Annotated in this window: 16 protein-coding genes and 1 tRNA gene; all 17 read right to left on the reverse strand. The window is 49.9% G+C overall.

Annotation, left to right across the window (positions count from 1 at the left end):
• Positions 1-172: 172 nt before the first annotated feature.
• Positions 173-1,729, reverse strand: coding sequence for a glycoside hydrolase family 57 protein (locus M0R35_03090; GenBank protein ID MCK9594645.1), 1,557 nt, complete (start codon positions 1,727-1,729; stop codon positions 173-175).
• An 89-nt stretch (positions 1,730-1,818) separates the two neighbouring features.
• Positions 1,819-3,117 carry an alginate export family protein gene (locus M0R35_03095; GenBank protein MCK9594646.1) on the reverse strand — a complete coding sequence of 433 codons (1,299 nt, stop codon included), beginning with the start codon at positions 3,115-3,117 and terminating at the stop codon, positions 1,819-1,821.
• Positions 3,118-3,373: 256 nt separating this feature from the next.
• Positions 3,374-3,826 carry a hypothetical protein gene (locus M0R35_03100; protein MCK9594647.1) on the reverse strand — a complete coding sequence of 151 codons (453 nt, stop codon included), beginning with the start codon at positions 3,824-3,826 and terminating at the stop codon, positions 3,374-3,376.
• A 13-nt stretch (positions 3,827-3,839) separates the two neighbouring features.
• On the reverse strand, positions 3,840-4,484 hold the full coding sequence (locus M0R35_03105; protein ID MCK9594648.1) for a histidinol phosphate phosphatase domain-containing protein: 645 nt from the start codon (positions 4,482-4,484) through the stop codon (positions 3,840-3,842).
• Between the two features lie 205 nt (positions 4,485-4,689).
• A tRNA-Arg gene (locus M0R35_03110) sits at positions 4,690-4,763 on the reverse strand.
• Between the two features lie 46 nt (positions 4,764-4,809).
• Positions 4,810-5,166 (reverse strand): four helix bundle protein, encoded by a 357-nt coding sequence (locus M0R35_03115; GenBank protein ID MCK9594649.1) that lies wholly within the window; start codon positions 5,164-5,166, stop codon positions 4,810-4,812.
• A 38-nt stretch (positions 5,167-5,204) separates the two neighbouring features.
• Entirely contained in the window at positions 5,205-5,750 is a 546-nt protein-coding gene (locus M0R35_03120) for an adenine phosphoribosyltransferase (GenBank protein MCK9594650.1), read from the reverse strand.
• Positions 5,751-5,811: 61 nt separating this feature from the next.
• Complete coding sequence (locus tag M0R35_03125) at positions 5,812-6,630, reverse strand: RNA polymerase sigma factor RpoD/SigA (GenBank protein MCK9594651.1); 819 nt, start codon at positions 6,628-6,630, stop codon at positions 5,812-5,814.
• A gap of 103 nt (positions 6,631-6,733) precedes the next feature.
• Positions 6,734-9,481: a pyruvate, phosphate dikinase gene (gene ppdK, locus M0R35_03130; protein ID MCK9594652.1), complete on the reverse strand. Its 2,748-nt coding sequence runs from the start codon at positions 9,479-9,481 to the stop codon at positions 6,734-6,736.
• 59 nt (positions 9,482-9,540) lie between these two features.
• Positions 9,541-10,830, reverse strand: coding sequence for a glycine--tRNA ligase (locus M0R35_03135; GenBank protein MCK9594653.1), 1,290 nt, complete (start codon positions 10,828-10,830; stop codon positions 9,541-9,543).
• Positions 10,831-10,930: 100 nt separating this feature from the next.
• Positions 10,931-11,764, reverse strand: coding sequence for a 3-methyl-2-oxobutanoate hydroxymethyltransferase (panB, locus tag M0R35_03140; protein MCK9594654.1), 834 nt, complete (start codon positions 11,762-11,764; stop codon positions 10,931-10,933).
• Between the two features lie 76 nt (positions 11,765-11,840).
• Positions 11,841-13,088, reverse strand: coding sequence for an Nramp family divalent metal transporter (locus tag M0R35_03145; GenBank protein ID MCK9594655.1), 1,248 nt, complete (start codon positions 13,086-13,088; stop codon positions 11,841-11,843).
• Positions 13,085-14,389: a CBS domain-containing protein gene (locus M0R35_03150; protein MCK9594656.1), complete on the reverse strand. Its 1,305-nt coding sequence runs from the start codon at positions 14,387-14,389 to the stop codon at positions 13,085-13,087. The genes M0R35_03145 and M0R35_03150 overlap by 4 nt, the downstream gene beginning before the upstream one ends.
• Positions 14,389-15,324 carry an FAD:protein FMN transferase gene (locus M0R35_03155; protein ID MCK9594657.1) on the reverse strand — a complete coding sequence of 312 codons (936 nt, stop codon included), beginning with the start codon at positions 15,322-15,324 and terminating at the stop codon, positions 14,389-14,391. The genes M0R35_03150 and M0R35_03155 overlap by 1 nt, the downstream gene beginning before the upstream one ends.
• A 15-nt stretch (positions 15,325-15,339) precedes the next feature.
• Positions 15,340-15,708 (reverse strand): response regulator, encoded by a 369-nt coding sequence (locus M0R35_03160; GenBank protein ID MCK9594658.1) that lies wholly within the window; start codon positions 15,706-15,708, stop codon positions 15,340-15,342.
• 17 nt (positions 15,709-15,725) lie between these two features.
• The gene (locus tag M0R35_03165; GenBank protein MCK9594659.1) at positions 15,726-16,673 is read right to left on the reverse strand and encodes a 2-dehydropantoate 2-reductase; all 948 of its coding nucleotides are present in this window, start codon (positions 16,671-16,673) and stop codon (positions 15,726-15,728) included.
• On the reverse strand, positions 16,674-17,423 hold the full coding sequence (gene recO, locus M0R35_03170) for a DNA repair protein RecO (GenBank protein ID MCK9594660.1): 750 nt from the start codon (positions 17,421-17,423) through the stop codon (positions 16,674-16,676).
• Positions 17,424-17,425: the final 2 nt, after the last annotated feature.

Consider the following 17,425-nt stretch of genomic DNA (forward strand, 5'->3'; position numbering starts at 1 on the left):
GTATCAGACTTCTGCTTTTTTTTCTTTACCGCCGAGTTGTCCAGGTATATTTTAGCAAGATGCTCGTAAATATCTTTTTTTTCCATAATTATCTAAATATAGCATAAAACATCTTGCCTGTCAAGCGGTTGTAGCTGTGCGATAATCACAGAAAATGCGGTATTTTAACGCCTTACGGGACAATCGGCCTGCTGAGATATTCCGGGATTTCTTTGTCCAAAAGGCTGTATAAATTAGCCAGATGCATACGGAATAAGCGGTCAAAATAACCCGGATAATCCTCCCCTGCCCACCAGAACCAATCGCTGCCTTCCAGGATCTGCATCTGTTTTATTGCCATATCGGTCAAAGCCTTGCCTTCGGATTTGCAGCGCTCCATCTCTTGCCTGGCCAGGGCCAGGCATTCCCAGGCCTTGTTCTTATAAGGATTATTTATCCATTTGGAGAACTCGCCGTAGATCCACGAGCCGGCGGCCAGGCGCTCGATCTTTTTGACGGTTGAGTGGCTGTTCAGGTATTCATTGACCGTAGTGGTCTTCAGGAATTTTGCTTCGCTCAAACGCCGATATAACAGCTCTAAGAAATCGTGCCCGTCATTAGCGAAATACTCCCAGGCGTTCTCCCCGTCCATTGCCACGGTCACCAGCACGTCTTTTCCCTTAAAAGCCTCGGCGGTGTTCTCAAGGTGTTTCATAAAATCCTCGACCGCGTCAGCCGCCTTCCAGTTGGCGTAGGTGAAACCGATCAAGTCGGAAAGGTTGCGGTCGCGAAAAACAATGTTCAGGCTGCCGTCCTTGCGGTCTAAGGAATACGGCTGGTATAGCGCGCGGGTATCCCTCTTCTTTTTCTTCAACGATTTGAACAATATGGCCTCATCCGCCAGTATCCACTTAATGCCGGACTGGATAATGAACGGGAGTATATGCTCGGAAACCGCCATCTCCGAAGGCCACATCCCTATGGGAGCCCGGCCGAATTTATCCTTATAGAATTTTACCGCGCTGTCGATCTGCAGCCTGGCGTCCTCTGGAAAAGAAAAATTAACCCCCGGCACAGTGCTTTTGGGGTTAGCCTCTTTGGCGATCCGGGTATTGCACAATAGCGGAAGTATCGGATGGTAATACGGGCTTAAAACCACCTCGATCTGCCCCTGCGCCATAGAATCCTTATACGCGGGCAGGATCGCTTCCAGGATATCGATCTGCTTTTCCAGGACGATCCGCTTGTCTTCCTCGGTAAAAAACCTGGCCTTTTCGGCAACCTGCCGCAACTCCGGGATATCCTGGCGGAAACACGGATCGATCCAGGCAAGGTTGAACCAGACCTGCAGGTCCAAATAATCCTGAGTATTGAACAACCGATTAGCCTTCTTATTAAGGTATAGCTCGTAATAACGCGGATGCGTGGCGATCACCTTATCGCGGTTGATCATAAAAAAATTGTTCAGGATAAAACCTTTGTCCTGGCCGTTAAGCTCCTGCGCCGGCTTATAGGAAAGCTCCAGAAACTTGTCTTTTACCAGGCCGTTGGTATAATCCTCAACCTGCTCGAATAAAGACGGGACGACATTTATGGTCTGGCGTATAAGCGGAAAATCCTTAAGCATGCTGACCATATCCAGGTAATCCTTGGTCCCGTGCAAACGGACCCAGGGCAGGTCAGCCTGATCGGTCAGCAGGTTCTTGTAATACGGCTGGTGCATGTGGTAAATAAAGGCAAGATAAAGCATATGGCGGTATTTATGAAAACGGGTTAATTAAAAACCCCTGGGAGATCGCTCTCCCAGGGGCTGTTTATTTCACTGTTTGCGGCAATGACTTAGAATGCAACCCTCATCGAACCGATGACGCTGGTGGCAGTCTCTTCATTGACCGAGCTGAATGCATCGCCCGGCATAAACATCGCATAGGTCAGACCCAACTGAACATCTTCAGTATAGTCATAAACTACGCCCAGGTCGATTTCGTCGCCTAAGTCTTTCTTATCAGTCATGGTATATGTGGCGCCGGTACCAGGGCTGGCCCAGGTTTCAGTGTCATAATACTTTTCAACTACCTGGAAATTAGCATACCGCAGTTTCAGGGTAACATCATCCTTGGGTTTGGCTAAAAGGCTTCCACCAATAACGCTGACATTCGTGTTGGGGAAGATCAAGTTCGCCAATTCCGCAGGCGTCAGATCCTCAAACAACGGGTTCCACTGTCCGGATAAGCGGCCATAATCCATACCCAGCTTCGGCTTCCAAACCACATCCTCGAACAAATAGCTGGCGCATAAACTGATGGCGCTATCGCTTCCCTGCTGGCGTTTTTTATCCGCTTTAGCGGTTTCCGAATCCTGGAATACAAATTCGCCTTCCAGGCTCAGGTTCTCGATCGGCGTAGAAGTGAGCCTTATGCCGTAATTCGCGACATTGGCCTTGGTCTCTCTCTGACGATATAACAGATAGGTCGCTTCCGCGATGGTATCCTTTACGCCTGTGTCATAAGCGGCGTTGATCACATACGCGTTAACGTCATCTTTCATAGCATTAACATCAGTGCCGATGCTGCCCTTGATATAACCGGCAGTAACCGTCAAAGGATCGTAATCCAAAACACCCACGATCGCGTCAAACGACTTGCGGGCGCTCAGGTCCCTTAAACCGGCAACATTCAAACCGCTGGTAGTGGAAACATTCTGATTGGTATCAGGATCGCCGATCAACAAACCGGAGCCTATCCTGACATTCTGACGGCCGACTTTTAATGTCAGAGGAACGTTCGTAGTATCCTTCAAGAAATCCTTCAAGGTTACGTACGCTTCGTCAATAGTTATGTCGCTATCAGAGTTAACAGAGCCACCTGACGTATTTTCGTTAGTGCTTGACCAGAGTCTCTCATTCAAGAGCCTGACCGTAGCGTCAACGTTGTCAGTAAGATTAGCTTCGATCTTCACCCGGGTAATCGTGGCGAAATCGCTGATAGAATTGCTGGCTTTTTGAAAATCCAGGTTCTGGCGATCAACCCAGACGGTGGTGATATCTCCGCCGATCTTGACATTCTGGACTTCTGCGAATGCGGCGACAGTGATGCCGACCACAAACGCGAGGGCCAAAACTAATATTTTTTTACTCATTTGAACTGCCTCCTTTTAAGAAAAATTGGATATATTCAACTAGGGTAAACTTGTTTTCCTAGATTATTGCTATATAGTATATCACCGGATTTTGGCTGATTTCAGGCTTATTTTAATCTTCCCCCCTTTCCCGCTCAGATTGAAATCATCTCCAGTGGTATAACCTTTTTTTTATTAGAACATACAAGTGTTAATTTGTCAAGTATTTTTTGGATTGCCGCGCTTAAGTAATTGCGGATAAAAGAGTTACTGCGGATTACTTGAGTGCTTCTTTGGATTTTTTAACGCCCGGGCGCTCAGCCCTCGGCCCCACTGAAATAACCAGGGTGATCAACCGGCCTTTGGGCAATAAAGAAATAATACAGGCCTCGCTCTCATTATTAAAATTCAACATGCGCTGGCCGAATTCCGTGACATTGATCATCTCCCATTGGTTCATCTTCATCTGCTCTTTATAGAAGGCAACCATCTGATCGGGGTCAGCCTTGCCCTGGTATTTCAACACCGCCACGCGCACGCCTCCGTTATCAAACGAATACGATTCCTGCGGAAGGCTCTTAAAACCTGAGGGCACCGGGATATCGGAAAATTTAAAACGGGCAGCCGGCTCAATGAAACTTTCATTAGCGGAATTGCCTGAAGAAAATGTCTGGCACCCGGATAACACGCCAGCGAGAATAAGCACGATCACCGCTATCACTTTATTCATGCCAACCCCTTTTTTATTTAGTCCGTAAAAATTTCTCCACATCCTTATATATCTTAATGATCTGCCCTGGTTTTAACCCGGCTTTGGCCCCCACCCGGCGCAATTGCGGCGGCGTGATAATGTCTTCCGGGCTATGGCTGTCATGATCCAGGATCAATCGGGCCTTCCATTTCAACGCCTGTTTGACCACATGACTGTTGGAAACTCCGTGGCTTTTACGGCTGGTGACTTCCAGGAATATTTTTCTTTTTGCCGCGAGCTTCGCGTCATCGTCGGAAATATACCCGGGGTGTGCCAGGACGTCTATATCCGCCTCCAGGGCTGCGCGGTTGGTCCCGAGTATTACCGGTTCAGCCGGGGTCTGGCCATGGCCGACGATTATATCAATCCCCTGCTTCCTGGCGTACCGGGATAAAGGCGCAAACTGGGTTAAAGGCAGATGCGTCAGCTCAACCCCGGAAAGGACCTTGATCCCCGTGTCTTTCGGCCATTTGGCCGCAAATTCCAAAATGGAAAAAACCACGGATTCGATATTGCTGTAATCAACGTGGTCGGTTATGGCGATAACCTTGTACCCTTTGTCCCGGTAGCGCACCGCTACCTCGGAAGGGAGCAATTCCCCGTCGCTTAGTAAAGAGTGACTATGTAGGTTATACATAATTAATCGATAGTCAATAATCAATAGTCTATAATCAAACTTCTTTTCCCCAAGGTCTATTAGCTATAGATTATAGGTTATAGACCCTTCGCAAGCAAATTAGTTAATAGTCGATAATCAATAGTCTATGATCGAACTTCTTTTACCCAAGGTCTATTGACTATCGATTATAGGCCATAGACCCCTCGCACGCAATATAATCAAGTGCGCCTGGCAAGGATCGAACTTGCCACAAGCAGTTTAGGAAACTGCTGCTCTATCCATATGAGCTACAGGCGCAATTAATCGATAATCAATAATCTATAGTCTATAATCCCACGCAAATTCAAGATTTCAAATATTTCTTAAAACCATGCAACATTTTAGAAAGTTCTTCGCAACGGATATAGAAAGAATCGAATTCAGACTTATCTATATACTTCTGTTCCAGACTAATGTGCAAGATTGTTACTGCTTCGTTTAATGAACCTATTGCGATCTGCAGATACCTTGCCAATTCAACATCGGAATTTCTGCCCACGCCTTCTGCTATATTCAAGCTTAAAGATACTGCGGCGCGATTCAATTGACCTACTAATCCAAATTGTTCGGCTTTTGGGTATTTCTTTGTTAGCTTATATACCTCACCGGCGAATTTAACAGATTCCTGCCAAATTTTCAGATCTTCGAACTTAAACGCCATTATGTCTGTCTATAGACTATCGACTATAGATTATAGATTCATTCGCCTTCAAATTTAACCAAAGAGCTGACCGGGTAGCCGGCGAGCTTGGCCCGCCCTTTCAGGTCTACCAGCTCGATCAGGAAAGATATGCCCATTATCCTGGATTTAAGTTTATTTACCAGCTTGACCACCGCGCTAACCGTGCCTCCGGTAGCCAAAAGATCGTCTACGATCATAACTTTCTCGCCCGGCAAAAGCGCATCAGAATGCATATACAGGGTATCTGTCCCGTATTCCAACTCGTAACTGGCGGAGATGGTTTTACAGGGCAGTTTGCCTTTCTTGCGCACCAGCACAAGGCCCGCGCCGATCTTGTAAGCTATTATCGCGCCCAGAACAAATCCCCTGGCCTCCACAGCCACGACCTTATCGACCTTTTTATTCTTACATTCCCTTGCGATGATGTCGGCAGCTTTTTTCAAAGCCTGCGCGTTCTTGAATAAAGTGGTTACGTCGCGGAAGATGATCCCGGGCTTGGGAAACCCCGGGATGCTCCTGATGGATCGCTCAAGCAATTTCAGATCTTTTTTAGTCGCAGGCATAAGACATTCCTTTAAGTTGAAGATACCGGTTTATTCCCCCGGCAGCGAAATACTGGCGCTGCTAATTCGTTTCCTGTTCTTTGACGAATTTTTTTAATTTCTTCAGGGCCTCTTCTTCTATCTGACGGATCCGTTCCCGGGAAACCCCCATCTTATCGGCCACCTCGGCGAGCGTGCGGCACCTGCCGTCAGCCATGCCAAAACGCAGGTCCAGTATTTCCCTTTCCCGCTCGGACATCTTTTCCAGCAGGTTATCCATGCGCTCTTTGTCGAAAACCTTCTCGATCGCCGCGTCGGGCGCCTCCACAGTCTGGTTCTCCACCAGGTCGGAAACCTGATTCTCATCGTCATCGCCGATCGGCGCTTCCAAAGAAGAGGTCTTGGTGGTAAGCCAAAGATTTATATCCTCGATCTTGTCCCGCGATATCCGGAGCTTTTTGGCGATCTCTTCATCGGTAGCGGGACGCTTTAATTTCTGGGTCAAAATATCCCTTGTCTTCTTCCATTTAGTCAGCATCTCATTGACATATACCGGAAGCCTGACCATTTTGCCCTGCTGGGCGATCGCCCGGATTATCCCCTGCCGTATCCACCATGCCCCGTACGTGGAAAAACGGTATCCTCTTTTGTAATTGAACTTGTCCACCGCTTTCATCAATCCCAGGTTGCCTTCTTCAATGAGGTCCAAAAGCGGGATCCCCAGATGGATGTACCTCTTGGCGATATTTATAACCAGGCGCAGGTTCGAACGGATCATCAGCTTGCGCGCCTGCTCATCGCCTTTCTTGCTCAATATTCGCTTGCTTAACTCAATTTCCTGTTCAGCGTTAAGCAAAGGGATAATGCGAACTTCCTTCAAGTAAGTTTTGAGAGCTTCCATTGGGCCTCGGTCTTATTGGTCTATAATCGGTAACTGATAGCCTATAGTCAACTCTATTACTAAAAACTATTGACTATAGACTATCGATTATCGACGGCTTCTATTATTTCTTCTTCTTATCCTTCAACGCTGCCTGTGCCGCGGCAAGATTAGCTATCGGGACCCTGAACGGTGAACAGCTCACGTAATTCATCCCGACCTTATGACAGAACTCAACGGAACGCGGGTCTCCGCCGTGCTCGCCGCAGATACCGACCTCAAGTTTTTTATTGGTCTTCCTGCCTCTTTCGATAGCGATCTTTATCAGTTCGCCGACACCGGTCTGGTCCACTGTCTGGAACGGATCATCCTGCAATATGCCTTTATTGATATACTCCGGAACAAACCCTCCGATATCGTCGCGGGAGAACCCGAAGCTCATCTGGGTCAGGTCGTTGGTTCCGAACGAGAAGAACGCCGCAACCTCAGCCAGCTTATCGGCGACCAGGGCCGCGCGCGGTATCTCGATCATTGTCCCGAAAAGATGCTTGATCTGCTTCAGGCCATACTTGGCCAGGACATCCGCATAGATCTTTTTGGCTATCGCCAGTTGGTCTTCCAGTTCTTTTTTATCGCAAACCACCGGGATCATTATTTCAGGATAAGGTTTCTTCCCTTCCTTTACCAATTCCGCGGCAGATTCTAAAATAGCCCTGATCTGCATAGCGCTGACCTCGGGATAAGTGACCCCCAGGCGCACGCCGCGGTGCCCCATCATCGGGTTGGATTCATGCAGGCCCTCGGCTCTTTTGGAAAGCTCTTCCATAGAGATATTCAAGTCCTTAGCCAATTGTTCCAGCTTGGACTGCTCCCGGGGAACGAACTCGTGCAGCGGAGGATCCAGCAAACGGATAACCACAGGGAAACCATCCATCGCCGCTATAGTGGCTTTGATGTCTTTCTTCACATAGGGGAACAATTCATCGAGCGCCTTGCGCCTCTCTTCCACTGTCTTGGAGACTATCATCTTGCGCAGGATGAATAACGGCGCATCCGAGCCTTTTCCGTAGAACATATGCTCGGTGCGGAACAGGCCTATGCCTTCGGCGCCGAACTGCCTGGCGTTCTGGGCGTCAGCCGGGGTATCGGCATTGGTACGGATACCCAGCTTGCGGAAACTGTTGCACATGCTTAAGAAATCGTTAAGCAGTTTATTTTCCGAGGATGCGTCCATCATCTGCAGTTGCCCGGCGTAAACATTTCCTTTAGTGCCGTTTAAGGTGATCCAATCGCCTTCCTTGAGGATCTTTCCGTCAACGGTTATTTCTTTCTTGTCCAGGTTAACATGCAGGTTGCCGCATCCTACGATACAGCATTTTCCCCAGCCGCGGGCGACTAACGCCGCGTGCGAGGTCATCCCGCCGCGGGCGGTCAAAATCGCCTCGGCGGCGCGCATACCTTCAACGTCCTCGGGATTCGTCTCTTCGCGGACCAAGATGACTTTCTTGTTCTGCTTCTTCCATTCCACCGCGTCATTAGCGGTGAAAACTATCTGGCCGTTGGCCCCGCCCGGACCCGCGGGAAGACCTTTGGTCAGGACCTTGCTGATCATCTCGGCCTTGGGATCAATGACCGGGTGCAAAAGCTCGTCCAACTGACCGGGAGTAACCCTCATTACCGCTTCCGCCTTAGTGCAGAGTTTTTCCTTAGCCATATCCACGGCCATTCTTACAGCGGCAGGGCCGTTGCGTTTTCCCACGCGGCACTGCAGCATGAACAGGCGGCCTTTTTCAATGGTAAACTCGATATCCTGCATATCGTGGTAATGTTTTTCCAGGCGATTGCGGAAACCCACCAGTTCCTTATATATAACCGGCATACCCTGTTCCAGGGTAGTTAAGCCTTTGTTATGCTCTGACTGCGAATACTGATTGATCGGGGAAGGCGTGCGGATACCGGCTACCACATCTTCGCCCTGGGCGTTGATCAGGTATTCGCCGTAAAAACCGTTCTCGCCGTTTCCCGGGTTGCGCGAAAACGCCACGCCGGTAGCTGAATCATTGCCCAGGTTGCCGAAAACCATGGTCTGGACATTGACCGCTGTCCCCCACTCATCCGGGATGCCTTCAATCCTGCGGTAAGAAATAGCCCGCTTGCCGTTCCATGAAGAGAATACCGCGCCGATCCCGCCCCAAAGCTGTTTTCTCGGCTCATCCGGGAATTCCTTGCCCAGGACTTCCTTGATCTTGGCTTTGAATTGGCCGCAAAGCACCTTGAGATCATCGGTATTCAGGTCGGTATCGCTGGAATAACCTTTTTCTTCCTTCATTTTGCCCATTAACCGTTCCAGCTGCTTACGGATGCCCATATCCTCAGCCGGCTCAATGCCGGCGGCCTTTTCCATGACCACGTCCGAATACATCATGATCAAACGGCGGTACGCGTCATAAACGAACCTGGCATTGCCGCCTGCCTGCTTGATCAGGCCGGGAATAGTCTTTTCGGTCGTGCCTACGTTCAAGACCGTTTCCATCATCCCGGGCATGGATTTACGCGCGCCCGAGCGCACGGACACCAGAAGCGGGCTCGCGGCGTCGCCGAATTTGCGGCCCATCAGCTTCTCTACCTTTGCCAAGGCTGTCTCCACATCCTTTTCCAGGGTCTTAGGATATTTCTTTTTGTTCTCGTAGAAATAAGTGCAGACATCGGTTGTAAGGGTAAATCCCGGCGGGACCGGGAGTTTAAGATCTTTGTGACCGGCCATTTCCGCCAGGTTGGCGCCTTTGCCGCCCAGGAGATTCTTCATTGATTCATTGCCGTCCGCTTTGCCGCCGCCGAAACTGTACACGTATTTCTTTGCTTTTGCCGCCATTTCTCGTACCGCTCCTTCCAATTGTTAGGCCCGACGGTTTATAGCCCGACGGGCTTCGTTTATATTATTTTGTTGATCAGATATTCTTTTACCCTGTCGATGCCGATACGCTCCTGTTGCATTGTGTCCCGCTCGCGCACAGTGACCTGTTTGTCTTCCAGGCTCTGCACGTCGACTGTTACGCAATAAAGTGTTCCCACCTCATCCTGCCGGCGGTATAACTTGCCGATATTCGCCGTGTCATCATAAACCGTAACCACCTGTTTCTTCAAGTCAGCGGCCAGTTGTTTGGCCATCCCCACGATCTCCGGGCGGTTCTTTAAAAGCGGCAGCACCGCCACCTTGTTCGGGGCCAGGTCCTTATTTAATTTCAGGCATACCCGGATATCATCCTTGACCGTTTCCTCCGAATAAGCGTCCACCAGGAAAGCCAGTAAACAGCGGTCAACCCCGCCTGAAGGCTCGATTATATAAGGAAAGAACCTCTCCTTTTTAACTTCGTCAAAATAACGCAGGTCCTTGCCGCTGTACCCGGCATGCTGCTTCAGGTCGAAATCCGTGCGGTTAGCTATACCTTCCAGCTCAGACCAGCCCCAGGGAAAGTTATATTCCACGTCAGTGCAGGCCTTGGCGTAATGGGCGAGCTCGTCTTTTTCATGTTTGCGGAAATGGATATTCTCCGGTTTCATCCCCAGGTCCAGATACCATTTCTTGCGCGATTCCACCCACTCCTCATAAACCTTATCCGAATCTTCCGGCCGGCAGAAATATTCGATCTCCATCTGCTCGAACTCGCGGGTGCGGAAAGTGAAATTGCCGGGGGTTATCTCGTTGCGGAATGATTTGCCGATCTGCGCCAGGCCGAAAGGAAGCTTGGGGTGGCGCGAATCCTGGATATTTGCGAAATTTACGAACATCCCCTGCGCCGTCTCCGGCCGCAAATAAGCGACGCTGGAGGCGTCTTCGATCGGTCCGGTATGTGTCTTGAACATTAGGTTGAATTGCCTGGCCTCGGTCAATTCCCCGCCGCATTCCGGGCACTTTTTAGGATCTTTAAGATCCGCCACTTTAAAGCGCTTCTTGCAGCCTTTGCAATCCGCCTTAAGGTCGAAAAAGTTCTCCACATGTCCCGAGGCCACCCAGGTCTTGGGATGCATTATGATCGCCGCGTCCATGCCATATATATCGTTGCGCATATAGACATTGGCTTTCCACCAGGCCTTTTTGATGTTATTCTTCAGCTCCACGCCGTACGGGCCGTAGTCCCAGGAATTCGCCAGGCCGCCGTAAATATCGGAGCCCGGAAAAATAAATCCCCGGCGTTTGCATAAAGACACTATTTTATCCATTAAGTCTGCCATATTGTTTTTTTGTTCAGGGAAGATTAGAGATTGTTATTTTAGCACAAATCCCGAAAAATCCTATATTTTTTTCAAATCCGCAAAACCCTTAAATACCGTCTTTCAGTTTCTTAAGCTCTTCTTCCTTTATGGTAAAGCTGTGTTCTTTATCCGGAAAATCTCCGCTTGTCACTTCTTTTTTATATTCCTCTATCGCCCGCAGGATAAGCGGAGACAGATTTATGTATTTCTTCACAAATTTCGGGGTATACCGGTCAAAAAGCCCGAGCATATCGTTGATCACCAGGACCTGGCCGTCGCAATAAACCCCGGCCCCGCAACTGATAGTCGGGACCTTTAATCTCTCGGTGATCACCTGGGCGATCCTATCAGGGATACATTCCAGAAGCAGAGAAAAACAGCCTAATTTCTCCAAGGCCAGCGCCTGTTCTATCAGGAGCTTGGCGTGCTCGGCGTCCTTGGCCTGGACTTTAAAACCGCCGATCTTATCCGCGGTCTGCGGGGTAAGCCCGATATGGCCCATAACCGGGATGCCGGCCTTGATTATCTTCTCGGTAACCTCAAGGCATTTATCGAACCATTCCAGCTTTACCGCAGCGCATCCGGCTTCCTCAATAAACCTGGCGGCGTTCTTCACGCAGTCATCGGGATTGGTTTGATACGATTCATACGGCATATCTCCGATGATCAGGGAATTCGTCACCCCGCGGCTAACCGCCTTGGCGTGATGGATCATAACGTCCATTCCCACCTCGGTGGTGGATTTCAAGCCCAAGACCACGTTGGCCAGGGAATCGCCTACCAGTACCATATCTATCCCGGCCTTGTCCACCAGATAAGCCATAGGGTAATCATAAGCGGTAAGCATAGTCAGTTTGCGCTTACCTTTTGCCGCAAGGATATCTTTTACCGTAATTTTCATTTCTCTTCACCTTTCGATTCAAGACCCGGTCTTGCAACTTGTTATTCCGCAATATGATCCAAGACCGGGTCTTGGATCACTTGTTGCCAAAAAAATACGATATCAGCAAGAAGACAGATAAACCGATCAACAGCACTATCGTAGATACAGCGATAAAATTTTGCGCCTTTGAATTAACATATTTACCCATAAGCCTTTTGTTATTGGCCATCCTCATCATAAGGATCAACACGAACGGCAGCAGGATGCCGTTATTCACCTGAGCGCCGAGCATAACCGGAACAAGTTTAACCCTGGGCAAAAGAACCAGTCCGGCCGCAATAACGATAGTGGCGGTATAAAGCGTGTAAAATTGCGGAGCCTCGGAAAATTTTTTATTCACGCCCACCTCCCAACCCAACCCCTCGCATACCGAATAAGCCGTGGACAGAGGCACGATCGAAGCGGCGAACAAAGAAGCGTTTAACAATCCCAGCGCGAAAAGATAAAAACTGTAATTCCCCGCCAGAGGCCTCAACGCCAGCGCTGCGTCCTTAGCTGTGTCAATGCGCACCCCGTTCTGGAACAGGGTATTCGCGCAAACTATAATAATGAATACCGCCACAATGTTCACCACGAACGCCCCGGTAATAACGTCGATCCGGGCATATTTATACTCGGTAGGCTTAACGCCTTTTTCCACGACCGAAGCCTGCTGGTAGAACTGCATCCAGGGGGTTATCGTAGTCCCGACCACGCCCACCAAAAGCAGGATATACTCCTTGCTCCAGGCTATCTTCGGCGCGATCGCCTCTTTAAAAATATGGCTCCAGTCCGGCTTGGTCTGAAACGCGGCGAAGATATAAGCGACATAAAAAAGACAAAAGAACAGGAATACTTTTTCCACGATCTTATAATCCCACCTTACGATCAACAACCAGACCGCCAGGGCGCTTACCGGCACAAGGATGAATTTACTGATCCCTAACAAATCGGCGCTGGCGGCTATGCCGGCAAATTCGGAGATCGTGGTAAAAAGGTTGGCGTAAATAAGCACCAACATGGAATAGACCGTGCATTTTACCCCAAATTGTTCCCGGATAAGGTCGGACAGCCCTTTTCCCGTGGCTATAGCCATGCGCGCGCACATCTCCTGCACTACGATCAACGCGATTATAATGGGGATAAAAGACCAGAGCATGGAATAACCGAAATGCGCCCCGGCCACCGAATAAGTGGTTATACCGCCGGCGTCATTATCCACGCTGGCGGTGATCATCCCCGGCCCCATTACCGCGAGGAAAAGGAAAACCCCCCTCCAGGTATTTTTGATCCTCTCAATCATTGCACCGGCCTTGTTTTTATGTGCTTGAGCCTGCGCCAGGCGATAGCGATCAGCTGACTCAATATATCATCGACGGTAATGATCCCCTGGATCACGTTATTATCATCCACTACCGCGATAGCGTTATACTTGTATTTCTCCATAAGATACGCGACTTCCTTGAGACTGGAATCCAGGTGGACAAAATAAGTTTTCGGGAAAGCCGTTTTCTCTATCGGGTCGCTGAGGTCGGCCAGGATCAGGCGGCGAAAGCTGGTCGCCCCGATAAAACGATTACCCTCGTCCAGGATACAGACATACTGTATCGGCTCAACCTTAAAAAAACGTTCTTTGATCTGTTTTATTACCGCGTCCACCCGGGTCCCTTTGGTAAAAGCCATATAATCAGCGGTCATTAAACCGCCCGCGGAATCACTGGAATACCCCAGAAGCTGGGATAACTTTTTTGAACGGACGCTTTCCATGCCGCTAAGGATATCCTCGGCCTGTTTTTTGGGCAGTTTCTCCAGAAAATCCGTGGCATCATCAGACGGGATATTGCTTAATATCTCGGCCACTTCCCCCCTGGTTAACTCCTCAATAAGCGATTCCTGGTTCTTGAAATCTATGTTGACAAAAGTCTTGACCCGGGAATTAAGGTCCAGGGATTTAAAAAGCGCGACCTGCTGTTTCAGGGTAAGCTCCAGGAATATCTCTCCCATATCCGCCGCGGGTATGCTGCTGATCTGTCTCTGCGGCACATCTATCTTTATGGTCATGCTTGCCGGGTTGATATTCAACGGCTGGATGTATTTACAGGGGATCAGATGCTCGTCTTTCAAATAAGCCGAATCCTTATTAAATGTCCGGACCAGGAAATCAACGAATTTCTCTGCCCCTAACCTGCGCATTATGCCGCGCAGGCCTATATCCACATGCGCGATCACCACGGAATGCTCAACCGACAACAAATGTATATCGTTGACCCTGATGACCTTGTGATTATACGTATCCACAACCTGCTGATCCAAAATATCCCTGCGCAGGGCCAATTCCTGCTTATTATCGCGGGCATCGGCGAAATTCACCGAAGGCGCGTCCACTTTGACCCGGATGCCGCTTTCATCGAATAATTCAACGTCGCTCCATTTGATCAAGGCGTATTTGCGGTTGGGAAACCCTTTGCGGACGATAAGCCCGGAAGATTGAGGATATATACCCGCGTAATTAACGGTAATATCGTACAAATTACCGACTAAACCGCCGTTCATATCGACGACTTCCTTGCCTATCAACTGGGAGAAATATATGAACATCTGCATTATTCTTGTCCGTTCGTCTTCTGGATCACCACGATCTCAACACCGGGGAACCTTCCAGCCATTTCCTCGCCTTTTTCTTTACCCATTATAAAAACCGAGGTAGAGAGCGCGTCAGCGGTCAGGCAATCAGGAGCGGCCACGGTCACCGATGATATCCTTGAATCCGCCGGATATCCAGTCCTCGGATCAATAAGGTGGCTGTAATGGCGCTTTCCCTTATTGAAATATTGCTCGTAATCGCCGCTGGTGGCCACTGCCCTGTCTTTCAATTCCAGCTTTTTGCCTATGTTTTTTCCGAACGCAGACCTTATGCCCACGCTCCATTTCCTGCCCGCCCTGTCCCCCAGACCGTAAACCTCTCCGCCGCAATTGATCAGACAACTGGAGATCCCGGCTTCTTTCAATTTACTCACCGCGCAATCGACCGCATAACCGGGGACAATGGCGCCCAGGTCTATTTTCATTCCGGAAACGGTAAATTTTACCACATTATTCGTTTCAAGGAAAACAATTTTATTCGAACCGACCGCCTCCAGCGTTTGCTTGATCCGATCGTCAGCGGGGATACGGTAATCGCGTTTGGTAAAGCCCCAAAGGTCCGCCAAAGGCGCCACGGTGACGTCGAAAGCGCCGTTAGAGGCCAGCCAAAAATCCTTCGCCCTTTTCAATAAATAAAACAGCTCCGGGCTGACCTGGGCCTCGCCGTTCCTATTCAAACGGCTAAGTTCGCTGTCTTCGTCGAATTTAGTGAAAATATCCTCGATCCTGCGTATCTCGGCAAAGACTATCCCCGCTGCCCGGGGATCCGCAGAGACGACCTCGACAAACGATCCCATCAGCACCTGCTTATCGCGGTGCATAGGCCGGCCGCAGCCGGTCATCAAAAAAACCGCCAGGATAACGCCTGCGATAAAATAATTCTTAAACATAGCCATAAAACTTCCCGGTTGTTATTTTAGGAACTGTTTGACCACCTTTACCAGTTCCACATGCGGCATCCTGTATTTTATGAAACATTCCTTGGCGCCCAGGCGTATGGCCTCGTCATATTCATCCTGCGAATCACGCCCGGTCAAAACAAACACCGGGATATCTTGGGTCTTAGGGTCGGATTTGATCAGTCCCAGGACGCCGAAACCGTCAAGGCCGGGAAGGATCAAGTCCAAGAGCACCAGATCAACCTGATTTTTTTGAAGCATCTCCAGACCCTCATTCCCCTCACCGGCTGCCAGAACGGTGAATCCGGCTCCTTCCAGGGTCATCTTCACTATATCACGGCCGAATTTATTATCGTCGATGATCAAAACGGTCTTAGCCATGCTCCCTCCCTTGCCGACTATTTCTTACGCCCGCGTCCCCCGGCGCCAAGATGATAGCTTGATTCAATTGTCTTTACCAGGTCGAACAACAACGCGTTTACCGGGGCAGGGATTCCCAGCTCCTGGGCCTGCCGGACGATCACCCCGTTGATGAAATCTATCTCCGTGGGCTTTTTATTCAATACGTCCTGAAGCATCGATGAGATATTCCCGGCGGTGGCCTGGCAAACCGCCTCCACCTTGGCCAGGGGATCGTCGTATATCAGCTTGATCCGCTTCCTTTTGGCCACCTTCGTCCCCTCGCTTACCGCCAGGGAAATAATCTTTCTGGTCCCTTCAAAATCAAGGAGCCGGCCGTTATTCAGGCGGGTTATCGCGGTAAGCGGGTTTATCCCGGCGTTGATCAGCAATTTCGACCAAATAGAACCTTTGATATCCCGGGATATCCGGGTTTCCAGCCCCGCCCGGTTGAACACCTCTCGGATCGAGCGGATCTCCACCGGTATCTTGCCGTCTATCCTGCCCAATACCGTCTCGCCTTTACCGGCGTGCCGGATCCTGCCGGTATCCAACAGGGTCGCGCCCATATTGGTTATTCCGCCGATCACCTTTTCCGGCCCGACCACTTCGCTGATCAACTCGATGTTGCCGATACCGTTCTGCAAAGTCAAAACAGCCGTATCTTCGCCCGCCAATGTCTTAGCCGCGGTTATCGCGGACTTCGTATCATAAGATTTTACGCAGATCAATATTAAATCGGCATTTCCGATATCCTTGGGCTCGGCGGTGGCCCTGACCTGCGCCCTCCAATTGCCGGACACGCCTTCGACGCTGACACCCGACTGGCTGATCCTTCCGGCGCGGGCGCTGTCCTTATCCAGCATCCAGACTTCGCATTTAGCCCTGGCTAAAAACGCGGCCAATAAACACCCCATCGCCCCGGGGCCGACTACGGCTATCTTCATTTATGCCTCCAATTTATTGATCACCTTCTGCGACTTTAATTCCCTGCCGAGGTGAAAATTCAAAAACCCGTTCAATACCAGGTTAAGCTCTTTTTTTATCTGGGGGTTCATTCCCAGTTTAAGGTTGATCTTGAAATCATTCTTCTCGATATGCATTATAGTGGCGATCGTCCCGCGGAAGATCGTCCGCGCCCTCAGGTCCTTAGGGCTGCATTTCTGGCAAAGCAACCCGCCCATCCCCAGGCTGAATTTAACCGCGCCCGGCGCGCGCCCCAAACAGCTGACGCAGGAATCCAGATGCGGCCGGAATCCCGATGAAGACAGCACCTTGATCTTAAATATGGTCATCACCTTTTCCGGGTCGGTGTATCCGGACAACTCCGCCAGCGCGGTCATCGCCAGATCAAATATCTCCTCGTTCTTATCCTCCTGCGCCATTATCCCGTCTATCAGTTCCACGATAAGGCTGGCCGCGGCGATCTTGGGAAGCCCCCGGCGGATCCCGGGGAAATTATCCACCAGGTCGGCCTGGCTAACCAGATGCACGGAGGAATTGCGCTTATGGTAGAAGATGATCTCATTATGCGAGAAAGACTCCAGAGAACTGGCGAACTTCCGCGGGTCCTTGCGTATACCCTTCAACTCGCCGGATATCTTGCCGTAGTCCCGGGTAAAAAAATTCACCAAAAGCGAAGTCTCGCGCAGGTCGTATTTCTTCAGGACTATCGCCGCGGTCTTTAATATCGCCATTG

The organism is Candidatus Omnitrophota bacterium (genome assembly GCA_023227985.1).
Taxonomy (GTDB): Bacteria; Omnitrophota; Gorgyraeia; order Gygaellales; family Profunditerraquicolaceae; genus JALOCB01.